This is a genomic window from Williamsia muralis (assembly GCF_002735905.1).
Lineage (GTDB): Bacteria > Actinomycetota > Actinomycetes > Mycobacteriales > Mycobacteriaceae > Williamsia > Williamsia muralis_A.
In genome coordinates this window covers 1655887-1670177 of record NZ_PEBD01000010.1, presented here as the reverse complement: position 1 = coordinate 1670177, position 14291 = coordinate 1655887, and the positions used below count along the sequence as shown (strand labels likewise).

Below are 14291 nucleotides of genomic sequence, written 5' to 3'. Positions count from 1 at the left end.
CGGCCGTCGAACTCGACAGGTCAAGCACCACGCCCTCGAGAGGGGTCCTGACATGCCTGATTCATATTTGGTCGTGGGAGAGACGATTCTCGCACGTCGGGTCTGTTCTGCCCTGCGTGAGAGGGGGAACCGAGTAGCCCATCAGTTCAAACCAACTGACGGCGACCTGCGACTCACGATAACTGGCGACCTGCGCGGCGCGGCAGTTTTGGTTCACGACGACGTCCTAGCACTCCGATACGCCTTGGCAATTGCGCATATCTCGCCCGACACCCACTTACTCGTAACCATATTCGATCGAACGATCGCCGACCATCTGGCCCAGATGCTGCCGCAATGCGATGTCACAACTCCCGCGGACCTCGCGGCACCGGCCCTCGCTGGCCCCTGCCTCGACCCCAATTTGATTGCGGCTCAGCAGGTAGGCGCTCAGATGCTCGAGACTCGGGCTGAAAATGGAAGGCTCCAAAACTCATTGGTGCAGCTTCCGCGACCGGCATGGTGGCGGCGCGTTCTCACCAGCGTGACCGGACTGCTCGGTTCGCACGATCTCGGTACGTACATGCTCTTGGCAGGCTTGACCGGACTCTTCGCGGTGCTTGTCGCAGACTGGCTCTGGCTCGTGATTGCATTGCATCTGCCGCCACTCCACGCATTCAACGAGGCAGTCCGAGTCGTTACAACGGTTGGTCCAGCCACCGACACCCACGGCAGTTCTCCCTACGCACTGTTTGCATCCGTAGCCATGCTCGTCACAGTCATCTTCACGGCCATGTTTACCGCAGGAGTAGTTGACCGCATCCTGGGTCGTAGACTTGTAGGTCTCATTGGACGCCGGGTGCTGCCCCGCAGCGGACACGTTGTCGTCGTCGGGCTAGGACAGGTTGGGCTCCGCTTGTGCCTCGAGCTCCAAGCACTTCGCGTCCCGGTCGTTGGCATTGAACGCGACCCGGAGGCAAAGAATCTCCGACTGGTTCGCTCGCTAAACATCCCCACAATCGTCGGACATGGAGGCGATCGAGGCATCTTGAAACGGGTTGGCGTGAAGCGCGCGATGGCGCTCGCCGCTGTCGGCTCGGACGATCTAGATAACGTCGCAGTCGCACTTGCCGCACAGAGGGTTTCGCCCTCAATTAGACTGGTCATACGTGCTGGTGAACACGAGGCCATCGCTGAGACGAGGTCGTTACTGCGACTGGGTGCGATATGTGATGTAACGAGCCTGAGCGCTATGTACGTGGCGGCAAGCATGTTGGGCCACAAACCGAAACGCGTTCTCTCCGACAGGAACCACTTTTACGTTGAGCGAGCCGCTGCCGACCCGGCGACCTCGTCCTACACGAAGATCCCTGTCAGCGAGATCATTGACTGCCGGCCCTGAGATCAGGCAGCACCTGAAACACGCAATCCGTCAGCACACAGACGGAAGACCGACAGGTAACCTGTTGACTTCCACCACCCCACGACGTTACCCTCATCACAACCCCAATAAATATAATCAGAATTGGATGATCATGAGGCTCTCACCCCTCGAAGGCTCCATTGGAGTCGAGCTGCTCGACGTGGATCTAACTAAGCCGCTGCCCGACACCGACATTGATCAACTCCGGCGCGCCTTCCAGGATCATCTGCTCGTCCTTGTACGCGGCCAAGCGCTAGAGGGCGACGACCACGACCGATTCGTCAAGTATCTTGGGCCCCTTCATCAGTTCGACGCTGGAGGCTACTTCGAGTACATGACCAACGTCGAGATCGAGAACAAAAGCCCCGCAGGTGCTGGACGCCTTCTCTTCCATAACGACGGCGCATACCGCGAGCGGCCACGGGCGGGGACATCCCTTTATGCTATTGATGTCTCGCCTACCTCGCCGCCCACGAGTTTCGCGAGTGGGGTCCACGCGTTCGAGAGCCTACCTCGTAGCATTCAGACGGATCTCGAAAAGCTTACTGCGGTCCATATTCTCGACTTAGACGACCCAAAGCAGGAGGCCTATCGCGTCCGTGAAGCGGACTTCCCGCGTGGCCGCTTCCTACAAGACGTACGGCACGCGGTCCACCCGGTGGTCGTAACGCTCCCGCACAGCGGTCGTAAGTCTCTCTTCGTAAGTGAGTTTTACACGAGTCACATTGTCGAGTTCGGACCCACCTCAGACGAAGGCGAAGCGCTCCTTCAGGAAGCGTTCTCAGCGTTGTACGCCCAATCGAATACCTACTCGCACCACTACACAGTCGGCGATCTGGTGGTCTGGGACAATCTCGCGTTGCAGCACGCGCGCTCAGGCACAGTTGGCAGCAGTCCTCGCCACCTCCGTCGGTTGGTCCTCAAGTCCTTGGATTGGTGAGGGATCCGGCGAACCGGGTTGACTGACTAGCTAGCTGGTGCGCCATCCATGACCCCGGGCTTTACACCCGTGCAGGAGCGGGCGAACGACGCGTTATGCGTTGAGCACGAGTATTTCTGGCACCTGGGATTTGCTGTGAGGCCCGAAAAGTTCAAGCTCTTGTGCACAATCGAGAATGCCCAGTGCGTATTCCGCTTCCAGATAGTCCGCAGTCAAGGCAGCGTTCGGTCCGGCGTCAATAGCGGATCGTCGGAGATCCAGCAGCTAGCTGGAGAGCAAGCTTTTGCAGTCCGAACCCATGCATTTGGGTTGAACTACTCACAGATGTCCAAAATGAGGCGTTCGTGACTACGAAGTTGGTGATTAGACTCATACGTACACGTGCATCGACAAACGACGATGGATCGTTCGAACGACGATTATTAGCGCCGATGGTGCTCGGGTCCATCCTCAATCCAGTCAATTCATCCCTCATCGCCGTGGCTCTGATTCCCATCGGCCAGGCACTGAATGCCGACCCGGCTCAGACAGCCTGGTTGGTGACAGGCTTGTATCTTGCGACGGCAGTGGGCCAGCCGGTTGTTGGCCGTCTGGTTGACTTATTTGGTCCCCGCGCCTTGTACATTGCAGGCGCACTTCTCGTCGGAGCTGCTGGGCTCCTCGGGGCTTGCGCCCCGTCACTGACCGTCCTTGTAGTTGCAAGGGTTGTCATCGGAATCGGGACCTGCGCCGGGTATCCCGCCGCGATGTACTTAATTCGGAGCGAGGCCAAGCGAACAGGGCGAGACAGTCCGCAGGCCGTTCTCACTCTGCTCGCAATTTCAACTCAAACAATTGCCGTGATCGGGCCCTCCCTTGGAGGCGCGTTACAAGGGGTTGGTAGTTGGCGTCTCATCTTTGCGCTTAACGTGCCTCTTGCGATTGTAAGCCTAGTATTTGGATTCAGAAGGATGCCTCGCGGCAATCCTCTGCGAGATCCCGCATTCACGGCGCACTCGAGGTCGATCGATGTCGTTGGCATGTTGCTGTTCGGCATCTCCCTGACGGCCTTGATGTCTTTTCTAATGGCCCCGCGGGCGTCGAACTGGTACATACTCCCTATCGCTGCCTCGGTGTTCGCCGGGTTCGTGATCCGTGAGTGCCGAGCTGCCAATCCGTTTCTCGACGTGCGAGTGATTGCCGGCAATATACCTCTGCTCCTGACCTATCTCCGCCAAGCGCTCGCGTACATGTCGTCGTATGGCTTTCTCTATGGGTTCGTGCAGTGGCTCGATAGCTCTCGAAACCTAGAGCCAGCCGTCTCGGGGCTAATCATGATGCCGCTGTTCGGCGTTGCGATTCTTGGCTCCGCAATCACCGGCATGCGGCCGGGGATAGTCAGCAAGCTCGCCATCGGTGGAGCCGCAATGGTGGCTGGGTGCAGCTTGATGCTGTTCGTGAATACATCCACCAATTTATGGATCTTCATCGCAATCGCGAGTCTGATGGGCCTTGCACAGGCTCTCATTAGCTTGGCAAATCAGAACGCCCTGTACAGACAGTCTCCTGCGGCCCGGATCGCCTCATCCGCTGGCCTCCTCCGCACATTTACGTACATGGGTGCCATGTTTGCAGCAGTCGCAATTGCTGCATGCTTCCCAGATGGTGCCGACACACCAGGTCTACATAATCTGGCTGTGGTCATGCTCGTCTGCTCGGTTGCTTTAGTTCTGGTCACCACCGTTGACCGCACGTTGCTACTGAAGAGGCAATAGCCGAATGAGCGATCACCGCTCGAATCGACCGATGCTGATCCACCCGACCCCGTGGACAGCCCACGCCCCATGAACGTGCACACTTCGGCGCGTCCTGCAACGCGCGTGACCGCTTGCTACACAGTCCGCTTTGGCACCGTGGCCACTCATATAACTTGGTGACTAGAAGTTGACCCCATCAGCGATAGTGGCTGGCAAACCAAGCGACCGGGTGCGGCGGCAGCACGATCTACTACAGCTTCGTTCGTCTGAGCTGGTAGAGGTCCCTTGCAACGATCTCTTCCGCGTGCGCTACTAACTGCTGCAAATCGTCCGCAGCGTCAACCCACCGTCCACTTAACATGTCGCCAGCACCCCCGGACAGGAAAGAAATGGCTGCGATTGCTTTGTCTGGGGGTTCTGGTGAGAAACGTCCGACAGCGTCGGGAGAGTAACGATGGATAACACCTGAGGTCAGGAAGGACCGACTCAGGCCGGTATCCACATTGCCCGGCCCTAGCGCAAACACTGAGACCCCAGCAGAGGCAACTTCAGCAGCGAGACTATCCGTCAGACGAACGATCGCAGCTTTCGAGATTCCGTACGCCGTGTCGAAGGGAAATGCCCGCCCGGCCGCGCCGGAGACAATGTTGATGATTCTGCCACTGCCTCTTTCCACCATCTTCGGAAGAAGGGCTGCTGAACAAAGGGCGGAACCGCGTAGGTTGACGGTAATGTCGGCCCACCACAAATCTTGATCAACTTCACCCAACGGACCAAAAGCTGAGTTCATTCCAGCGTTATTGATCAGAACATCCACCGGGCGCCAGCCACTAGCAGCGGACAAAGCATCATGAACCATCGACGGAACCGTGACGTCGCAGACGAAGCCCTTGGCGCTTCCCCCACGCTCTCTAATTTCTAGAACCGTTTCCTCCACCTGAACTCGCGTGCGAGCGACGACTGTGACGTGTGCGCCGGCGGCAGCTAGAGACGCTGCACAGGCTCTTCCGATCCCGCGGCCGCCACCCGTCACGACGATGTGCAGACCTGTGACGTTTCCTGGCTCGCGGGAGCCTGATCCAGCGCGGTCATCAACCAACATCTGACCTTCGCCCTTTCCGTCTGTCCTAATGCCCGGCGGTAACCTACCGACTCGGCCGACTTTCTCGACTAAATTGCCCCCTGCAAAGCAACCGACGGCCAACACCATCGGCGCTAGTGGTTAGCAACGCCTCCTTGCGCGTGGTTCGTCGCCGGCCAATCTGACGCTGGGGTCCGGCGACATGGATATCGCAGCCAAAGGTCGACGTTCTCTGATCCTCCAGAACAATGCGAGGTCACAGGAGCCAGGATTCCGAACGGAAGGCCGCCTCGGACGAAGAGAAATACCCGTGAACAGCACGTCACCATGACGCAGCCTGAACCGAGGCGCCATCCATAACCAGCGATGGCCATCTGGCGACGTGGAAGGCACCGAGTAGCAATACTCGGAACCACCCAAGCGTTCGCCAGCGCCGGACCTCATCTGACTGGTTCGAGAATGCCTTAAATATGAAACTTGACGGGCATCGTACTCCAACCATTTCGAATGACATGCACGACTGGTACCGCTTCACCCGCGAGTTCGACGCGGGCGAACCGATCTAGCAATGCGTTCAGAACGATCGCAGCCTCCGACCTGACGAGACGAGCCCCAGCACAGATATGTGCTCCCCCGCTCAAGGCCAATTGCTGGGCACTTTCTTTGCGTGTGATGTCGAACTTCTCAGCGTCGGGGAACACCTCTTCGTCCCTGTTGGCAGCCATGTACATCAGGTAGACACGCTGGCCGGCTTTGATTTCCTGTCCGTTGACGGTGATGTCTTGTACCGCAGTTCGGCCGAACGCACGAGCAGGCGTGACATACCGCAGCGCCTCTTCGATGGCCCGCGGGATTATGGTCCGATCGCCGCGCAGTAGTTCCCACTGAGCGGGGTGCTGGGCTAGGTGGTAGATGATCCCCGCCAACAGGGATCGCGTGGTGTCGCCTCCAGCAGCCATCATTGTCATGGCGTACATGACTACGTTCGCCTCCGACACCTTGTCGTTGTCCAACTCCGCATTCAGCAGAACGGTTAATAGGTCGTCGGTACCTGGGTTCCTTCGCCGCACCTCGATGTTCTCGATGATGAACTGTTGCAGGCTCTGGAACTCGCGAGCAGCGGCCTGAAGCTCTTCAAGCGTCAGATCGCCGCCGAGTTTTTCTAGTTCGTCACTCCAGAACTGAACACGGTCGATGTCCGTGTCCGGCAGCCCAATCAGTTTCGTAGCTGCTCGAATCGGCACGAGACTCGCAAAAGGTAGCCAATCGGTCACTGCGCCAGGCTCAATGCCTTCGACCATCTCGGCGACCTCCAGCGCTAGCGACTCTGCGATTCGCCCGATTGCGCGCGGCGAAAACGCCGGCGCGATGACCCTCCGAAGGTCGGTATGCCTGGGCAGATCGGCTGTGCCGACCTGTTCACCGCCCTTTGGAAAGAAGCTGTCCGTCAGGGTCTCATCGCCCGCCTGCTGCCCTGCGTATTTCCAATCGTTAAGGAAGATTCCGCGCGAGCTCACGAAGACGTGGGGGTGGTTGACGATCTCACGGATGTCTGCGTGCCGGGTCACCACAAATGTATCTAGCGACTCGTAGTAGTAAAACGGGTCATTTTCACGCATCCAGCGGAAGGTGGGCCAAGGGTTGTCCAGGTAGAACTGCGGGTCCTCTATCTGGACGTGCGGGGTGGTCAGATTGGTCACGACGGCCTCCGAAAGTAGTGTTATCATGATCACTGTAATAAGCATCACAACGGCCGTCAAGTTGCCTGGACATCACCTGATCCCAGCCCGATTGCAAGTTGAGCGCCGTCAGAGCAGTCTGCATCTCCTGACCACCCCGGGTAGCGATCTATTTCTGACGGGGCAGCCTCTGTAGAATCTCGAGCGAATCGAACTCCTCCCCCGGCTGGTACACGTCATTAAAGAGTCCGACCCCCTCTGCGGAAAGCCGGACGTCCGTGCCGGTCCACATCTGGATGCCGTCTGGCCGGTGCTGCGGTGAGACGCGGAGAGTCGCGAGTTTGAGGCGTGTGTCCGAACCGTACGGGTCGACGACCGTCAACTCCGCAACGCCATCGGCGCCGACAACTGTTATCCGCGGATCGGCAATCTTCACGAACAGCAACCCTGAGTGCCCGGCAAACCTGACATCACCTCGAAACCGCCACTCATCTGTCGAACTGAAGCCAGGATCATTCTCGTACAGGAACTCCATCGAGCCAGTCACTGACGCACCGTGGGTTGCTGAACCTTTACCGTCGGTCATACCCCGTACATAGTTGACAAAAGTCCGCTTTATTGGCCAGCGGAGTCCTAGAGTCGGCCCTGCATCTTCGTTCATCACGTTAACGTCCGCCCCGGTAGAGTCCGGCATCACCACAGTCCTCTCTCGCGAAGCGCGCCGGCTCGCGTTTAGGTGGATTCATACCTCAACCCCCTCGTCACTTTCCCAGGGTGGTCGTGCCTAGCAGGTTTCCCCCATTGACCCGTATGGTTTGACCGTTTAAGAACTCAGAGTCATCCGAGAGCAACATCGCTGCAACCGCAGCCTGGTCCGCAGGCCTCCCAAGCCGAGGAGTCGGCATGCCCCGCAACATGCTTTCCTGCCACTCTATCGGCATTAGCTTCTCTCCGCCGGGGGTTAGTGTTACGCCGGGCGAGAGGCAATTACTCCGGATCCCTTCTTGGCCCCATCGCGCAGCCGTGTTGTTCGATAGGGCAACTATCCCTGCCTTACTTACTGCATAAGCCAACCGAACGGTCTCGCCGAGATAAACAGAATCAGACACTGTGTTGACTATGCTTCCGCCGCCCCTCGAAAGCAGATGAGGTACTGCATGACGTATTCCGTACAGATAACCAGTCAGATTTACATTTAGCGTGTGGTTCCATATCGCGAGTGGAATGTCAACGGCATCAGTGTCCTGTGATTGCATCGAGGGGCGCAAGTCAGCCGCGTTGTTGAAGAGTCCATCGAGTCCTCCAAAGCGGTCCGCCGCACGGTCAAGGAAATCGGCAACTTGCGCCTCGATTGAAATGTCCACTCGACATCCCCACGCCGTGCCACCGGCGTCATTGATCTCGCGGGCTGCCTCATCGGCCCCCTGCTCGTTTAGATCGCCGATCGCTACAACAGCATGTTCCGAAGCCAAGCGCTCCGCCGTTGCTCGTCCAATACCGGATGCACCCCCGATGATAGCGATAACTTTACCCTGAAGACGTTCATTCATTCTAGAATTCCTAGTCTGCATCGATTCAAACCCTCTCGACCAAACAAGCCAACGAGGGCCCCATAACCTTTATATTTTTTGTGTGATGTATCTAATCTAGACGTGCGTGGTGTAGTTTCCTAGTTTGTTCGTCGCGGACGTACCGGTGGTGAACGCGCCCATAAACTGGGCAGGTACTATTCTCGTCGCCAAGTCTGCTGTCGACATAAATTGTTTGTCGTAGGAGGCAGCAGTCGCGGTGTTTCCATCGACCGTCACGAAACTGTACCGATCATCAATGAACGAATCAGCTTGGAAACTGAGGTGTTTCGTTGGGACATCAGAAATAGACATAGGCGCTCCCTCGGAATGAGACGGCCTGGGTGGTGGTCGTATCGTATCGCCGACTTCTAAATCGCTAGGTACTCGGTTCGGAAGTGACGCCAGCAGCACGCCGGGCCACCACGGGGTCGAAATAGAAAGTACGCTGACTTGATATTCTTCCCCCTTCAATCGACCAAACTTCGACAACCTCCATCTCGAGTCGCTCCCCGGTTGCTTTGCCGACGGCGCAGAGGGTTACATGAGCTGTGACCAGAGCTTCGTCGTCTGCGGTGATGGCGTGCACATTGAAGGTCGGCTCGTCCCAATATCGCGCGAAGGACGACATTCGGTCTTTCATTTCTTCGGTTCCTCTGGTGAGGCCTCCGTAGGGCAAAGAATTGGGTGCGTCGACGGTGAAGTCTGGATGAACATGCATCGCGAAAGCCTCGACATCAAAGGCTTGTAATAGTCCGTAGACTCTTTCGATTATTGCAACGTTCTCAGCCCGGATTGAAGCTTGCACGGTCTCCCTTTGTCTCGGTATCGGGTCAGGGGGCCCCGACTGACTTCGGGGTTGCCCGCAGTTGCCGCTGAAAGATGCCAATCGACCGCGCGGGTGCGGTGCCCCGTCGAAACAGTCCATCGAGATGTGATCCGTGTTACAGCAACCATGCTTATGGTAGTTCTACTTGACTACTGGATGTCAAGGCTTCAGTGCGTTTTAGCGCGCCCACCGCATCCAACCGGACGATGATCTACTTAAGATGGCGACAGCTGTTGCTCAGAAGGAGCAACGGCTGACGGCAATGAGGACGACGATCGAGCTGCCAGCGAGCCGTTCGTGCTCGGTCGGAAAGATGCCGCCCGATCCGAGGTCGATCTGCGCTTCACCGCCTTGGACGTCCGCCAACGAGCACGTGGTCCACCCGTGCGTGCCACTTACCAGCGAGTGGCGGACGTGGACGTATCTATTGCTGAACTGGCGTGGTCTCTAACTTGTACGCGATCGCCTGAATTTCTAAGCGGCATTGAGGATCGAATAGATTCTGCACACCTGCCATCGCGCTCGCCGGTGAATGGTCGCCGAAGACCTCTCGCCGCACGACCCGGTTGGCTGCCATGACCTCCCGACTGTCACCAGTAAAGAACACCGTCTGCTGCGCGATGCGTAGCAGCGACGAACCCGCGCGCTCCAGGATCACGCCGATATTCCGATAGGTTTGCCGCATTTGTTCCTCGACACTGCTGTCAAAGATTAGCTCGCCGGGTGTCGTAGCGTCGAAATCGATGGGCGCTCCGACCATTCCGGCAACATAGACGGTTTCGCCTGCGACCACCGCCCATGACAGCGGTCGCGTTCCTCCGTACGCGTTTAACCGTTTGAACTCCGCCATGTCTTTGACCTCGCGTTTTCGAATGATTGTGTCGTGATCTAACTGCGTCTACGCGGCTGGTTCCCAGTCGCCATCCTTACCAACCTTGCGAAAGACCGGCGAAGGGATGTGTGACGTCGCGATGGGCGACCCACTCGCTGTGATTGTTTCTATTAGCTGCTCGCGAGTTTTAGTCGCCTGGTCGCGGTCCCCATCTGTAAGAAAATGAATTCCCCTCTGGGACAGTTGGTCTGGGTGCTGGATTACGTCGCCGGTGAGATACACCTGGTTATCGCCATCACCCACCGAAACGATGTATGAGCCAGGCGTATGTCCAGGGGCGTGTATCGCGCGCACACCGGGCACAATATCGAAAGTAGGTGTTGTCATTGCATGGAGCACGCCGTGGGTGCTGGCGTACTCCATCACGATTTTTGCTGGGTCGCCCGCACCTGCGTTTTCGATTAGCGCCGGCCAATCCGCCTCACCGTAGTAGACCTCAGCGTTTGGGAAGTAGAGGCTCTCACCTCGCGGCGCAACCCATCCGACATGGTCGCTGTGAAGGTGAGTCAGAACGATATGAGTCACGCTGTCCGGCGTAATTCCCGCTTGCGCAATGGAATCCGGGAGGCGGCCCGATGTCATGATATTCGCCGGCGGGGTCACCATGCCAGCCGCTGCGGCGACTTCAGCCGGAAACGACATGTCGTCGGGCCCCGAACCTGCATCCACGAGCGCAACTACGCCTTCGCTTTCAATCAGGTATGCGCCTGCTCGAATGTGATAGGTCCCGTCGTCGTGCAGGAGCTCGGGTTGGCTGGCGAAATCCGCGCCTGGGTAGAACATCGGCGGAAGGTGTCCTTCCCCGTCTGCTAGCTCAGTAATGAGAAACTTACCGACTTTAATCGACGTCATAGCTCGCTCCTGTCATCGAATGCCGCCGTGGCACTCAATGTCAGTGTAACACTGAGTGTCAGCAGATCAATCTGTCGGGTACGTTGACTCTCATGACAGAGAGTTCCGTCAGAGCGACCGCCCCGGCACGGATGCGTGAGCAGATAAGGACCGAGTTGGCCGACACCGCCTCGGCCTTGTTTCATGAACGAGGCTTTGACGCGACCACCGTTGACGACATCGTTAACAGCGTGGGGGTATCGCGACGCACGTTTTTTCGGTACTTCGCGTCCAAGGAAGATGCTGTGCTGCAACCGGTCGAGGCGATCGGGCCGTCAATCGGTCGAGAGTTGGCCGCCCGGCCCCCTGGCGAGACCCCTGCACTCGCCCTTCGCCGCAGCCTCGATGTTCTCGTTCACGACTTTGCGGAGCGAGAACCGAGGTGGCGGTCTGTACTGAGACTCAACCGGAACAACCCGTCCCTACGAGCTCGCCACCTCACTAAACAAGACGAGTGGCGAGCGGTCATCGCGGCAGCACTGTCCACACGAATGGGGTCAGGACCCAAGGACACACTGCCTGTGCTTTATTCCGGCCTCGCATTGGCGGCCGTTGACGCTTCACTACTTGCCGTCGATGACCTCCCAATGAACTCTGACCTCGGTCCGCTGATCGACGACTCGTTCGACCAAATCGGAACCTTCGGCGCTGGGTTGCAACTTGGTTCGACTGGACGCCATCCCTAAAATTGCCATGGCAGGGCGCAGAGGATTGTGGCGCGGTCACGGAGCAAACCCACCGTCAACCTTGACTACCGACCCTGTAATTAAACCGGCATCGGGGCCTGCCAGGAAGGCGATCACGCGAGCGATTTCGTCTGGACTACCCATGCGGCGAAGTGGCAGGCGCGCAACGTAATCGCTCGCTGCCTCAGGATAGTTCACTTCGAAGTCAACCCACGCATCGGTTGCAGCATTTGGCATGACTCCCACAACCCGAATTCCTGCCGGGCCCCACTCACAGGCAGCCGTGCGAGTTATGGTTGCCAGCGCCTGCTTCGCGGCTCCGTACGCACCGTAATTGTCCATATCCCAGCGTATTCCGACCCCAGACAACATATTGATCACGACACCTCCGTCGCACAGATCAGCGTGACACTCCTTCATGAAGGCCAGCGCTGCCATGGGACCTGACTGCCACGCTGCCTCGAAGTCGTCTCTCGACAAATCCATGAGTGACGCGACTGCAATCACCTGCGCGTTGTTCACAAGGATGTCGATCCGACCAAACTCTCTACGCGCGAGAGCCGCGGCGTTCTCTACGGTTGCCTCGTCACTAACGTCGCCGACAAAATAGGCCAACTTCGAACCCGCTGCAGAGAGCTGAGAGCTGGCCATCTCGAGCGTAGATTCGGTCCGTCCTACCATCGTCACCGCCGCGCCGGCCTCGAGCAACGCGCGAGAGACTGCAAGTCCAATTCCGCGGCCGCCTCCGGTCACCAACGCCGTCTTACCAAGTAGCGACTGATTCACACTGGCTCCTTTGAAGTTGAGGGGCGCTTGCTGACATCATCGCGGTCAGAACTCGCCCGCCAGCGGTGCAACGCCTGCGAACGTTTCGAGCCAGTGCACCTCCAAGCGTCTATGTGTGATCAGCCACTTGCCGTCGATCCGCCGCAAGGTGTCGTAGAACGTGCACGCGTCCATCAGATTCCAACTTTCGCCGCGAGGACCTGGCTTTCCCTTGTGGGTCGCCAATAGGTCGGTTCGCGCGGTCGCCTCATCACCATCGATCGCTACTGTGGGCAGACCGAGCATGTGCTGCCAGTTGTCAAAGACGTTCATCACACCTCCTTCACCGGCAGTTCCACGCATCCACTCGATTAACTCGGGGTAGGTCGCTCTAACACCCGGATAGCCGCCGCTTGAGTAGTCAAGTTCTGCATCCGCCGCGAAGACCTCTCGCCACTGTTCTGCGACGTCGCCATCACTACCCTGATGTTCGTCCTGCCCTATTGCGTATCGCGCTTGTAGGTCTTGGATTTCCAATCGGTCCAATAGGTGCCGCGCGATGTCCTCTTGCATTACTTGATCCTCTCGCTTCCAACCGTGTCGCTTGCGGCCGATCCCAGGCTCCTCAGCGCGAAGCCAGCATCAAGATCGCCCGTCACAACTATGACTACCATTACACTATAAAGCCGTTGGCGTGGTGCCGGGCCACTATTGCGAAATCGGCGCAAGCGATGGAGGGGCGCACCCATTCTCGGGCTGGGTCCGATCTAGCACTGCCGATCATCCGGGCACGCGCTAATAGGCGGAGCGCGAGTCCGCATGTCGGGACCGCCACGATCGTTCGGCAGCAGTGGGATCAGTTCAGACGGTCATCGCGGATGGCGATGTACGAACATGAAGTTGCCGATATTGATCTCCGATCGTGCAGGCTTCCTCACCAGGAACGTCGGAAATTCTTCCGGACGGGAGAGCAACACCAGCAAACCAGGTAGAGTCCGAATGTTGTTGTGCGTAGACGATTTACTAGAACATTCCTTCGATAGGCCGACCCACGAGGGCCGAGCTGGTCAAACGGAAGGCCTGGCGCTGTGCGTGTCCAACTGATCCAAGAAGCTGCCGTAGGTGTGAAAACCAGGTTCGCCGCTCTCCTCGCACATCTAGTCACCCTCCGACTGACGCGCTGAGAAAGGCTAAGGCGTACTTAGCGAAGTAGGCGGGTTACTCACTCCCCGACCATGAGAGTTTCTAGTATGGCCGCCGGCAGTAGCGTTGTGGTCGATCTTCCTCTCCTTGACAACGCAGCGTCGCAACCAGTCCGTAATCAGGAGCTCACCGGTCCGGGGATCTGATTGGGTCCATCCAGTCCAGACAGTTGCGTGTGACCGTGCGTCAGTCCAGCGAGTTAGGAACCCGCTGGCTAACCAGGGCCGAGTTTTTTGACCGTCGATCGCCCACCACTTTCACCGGTGATACCGAACCGGTCCAGGTTTCCATCGACCCAATCACGCAACGCGGCCAGCGGTTCACTGGCCCCTCGACCGAGGTCGGTCAATTCGTATTCGACGTGGAGCGGAACCTCCGGTAGCACGGTCCGTGTGAGGAAACCGCCGGATTCGAGTCGCCGGAGTGCAGCAGTCAGGACCTTAGGGCTGACGCCCTGCAGCCGAGCCTTCAGCTCGCCAAAGCGCATCGGACCGCCCTCGAGTGCGCCGATGATTAGCGCACTCCATTTATCGGCCAGCAGGTCGAGAATCGGTCGGCAAGGGCAGGTCGCGGAGTACACGTCGCCTCGGTGTCTGGTGGTCATGGAGAAACCTTCACC

At 58.1% G+C, this 14291-nt stretch carries 14 protein-coding genes; 4 read left to right on the top strand and 10 right to left on the bottom strand.

Annotated features, from left to right (window positions below):
* The first annotated feature begins 52 nt into the window (after positions 1-52).
* The 3 genes from CSW57_RS21305 (at position 53) to CSW57_RS21290 (ending at position 4096) form a co-directional block, all read left to right on the top strand.
* Positions 53-1381: an NAD-binding protein gene (locus CSW57_RS21305; RefSeq protein WP_099384691.1), complete on the top strand. Its 1329-nt coding sequence runs from the start codon at positions 53-55 to the stop codon at positions 1379-1381.
* Between the two features lie 133 nt (positions 1382-1514).
* Positions 1515-2342, top strand: coding sequence for a TauD/TfdA dioxygenase family protein (locus CSW57_RS21300; RefSeq protein ID WP_189339353.1), 828 nt, complete (start codon positions 1515-1517; stop codon positions 2340-2342).
* 344 nt (positions 2343-2686) lie between these two features.
* A complete protein-coding gene (locus tag CSW57_RS21290) occupies positions 2687-4096 on the top strand; it encodes an MFS transporter (protein WP_223249383.1) in 1410 nt (469 codons plus the stop codon).
* Between the two features lie 232 nt (positions 4097-4328).
* Here the strand turns inward: CSW57_RS21290 and CSW57_RS21285 are convergent, their stop codons facing one another.
* The 7 genes from CSW57_RS21285 to CSW57_RS21255 form a co-directional block, all read right to left on the bottom strand.
* Complete coding sequence (locus CSW57_RS21285) at positions 4329-5180, bottom strand: SDR family NAD(P)-dependent oxidoreductase (protein WP_189339352.1); 852 nt, start codon at positions 5178-5180, stop codon at positions 4329-4331.
* Between the two features lie 443 nt (positions 5181-5623).
* Positions 5624-6859 (bottom strand): cytochrome P450, encoded by a 1236-nt coding sequence (locus CSW57_RS21280; protein ID WP_189339351.1) that lies wholly within the window; start codon positions 6857-6859, stop codon positions 5624-5626.
* A gap of 148 nt (positions 6860-7007) precedes the next feature.
* Positions 7008-7532 (bottom strand): HtaA domain-containing protein, encoded by a 525-nt coding sequence (locus CSW57_RS21275; protein WP_099384416.1) that lies wholly within the window; start codon positions 7530-7532, stop codon positions 7008-7010.
* 67 nt (positions 7533-7599) lie between these two features.
* On the bottom strand, positions 7600-8388 hold the full coding sequence (locus CSW57_RS21270) for an SDR family NAD(P)-dependent oxidoreductase (RefSeq protein WP_189339350.1): 789 nt from the start codon (positions 8386-8388) through the stop codon (positions 7600-7602).
* Positions 8389-8785: 397 nt separating this feature from the next.
* A complete protein-coding gene (locus CSW57_RS21265) occupies positions 8786-9214 on the bottom strand; it encodes a nuclear transport factor 2 family protein (RefSeq protein WP_189339349.1) in 429 nt (142 codons plus the stop codon).
* Between the two features lie 445 nt (positions 9215-9659).
* Complete coding sequence (locus CSW57_RS21260; protein ID WP_099384413.1) at positions 9660-10085, bottom strand: RidA family protein; 426 nt, start codon at positions 10083-10085, stop codon at positions 9660-9662.
* Positions 10086-10133: 48 nt separating this feature from the next.
* Complete coding sequence (locus CSW57_RS21255) at positions 10134-10979, bottom strand: MBL fold metallo-hydrolase (RefSeq protein ID WP_099384412.1); 846 nt, start codon at positions 10977-10979, stop codon at positions 10134-10136.
* A 92-nt stretch (positions 10980-11071) separates the two neighbouring features.
* Here CSW57_RS21255 and CSW57_RS24890 point away from each other — a divergent pair, with 92 nt between their 5' ends.
* Complete coding sequence (locus tag CSW57_RS24890) at positions 11072-11704, top strand: TetR family transcriptional regulator (protein ID WP_099384411.1); 633 nt, start codon at positions 11072-11074, stop codon at positions 11702-11704.
* 36 nt (positions 11705-11740) lie between these two features.
* On the opposite strand, the gene CSW57_RS21245 is transcribed toward CSW57_RS24890, so the two are convergent.
* From CSW57_RS21245 to CSW57_RS21235, 3 genes are all read right to left on the bottom strand, one after another.
* Positions 11741-12490, bottom strand: a complete 750-nt coding sequence (locus CSW57_RS21245) for an SDR family NAD(P)-dependent oxidoreductase (RefSeq protein WP_099384410.1) — start codon at positions 12488-12490, stop codon at positions 11741-11743.
* A 45-nt stretch (positions 12491-12535) separates the two neighbouring features.
* Complete coding sequence (locus CSW57_RS21240) at positions 12536-13042, bottom strand: nuclear transport factor 2 family protein (RefSeq protein ID WP_099384409.1); 507 nt, start codon at positions 13040-13042, stop codon at positions 12536-12538.
* Positions 13043-13886: 844 nt separating this feature from the next.
* A complete protein-coding gene (locus CSW57_RS21235) occupies positions 13887-14276 on the bottom strand; it encodes a winged helix-turn-helix transcriptional regulator (protein WP_099384408.1) in 390 nt (129 codons plus the stop codon).
* Positions 14277-14291 lie beyond the last annotated feature (15 nt).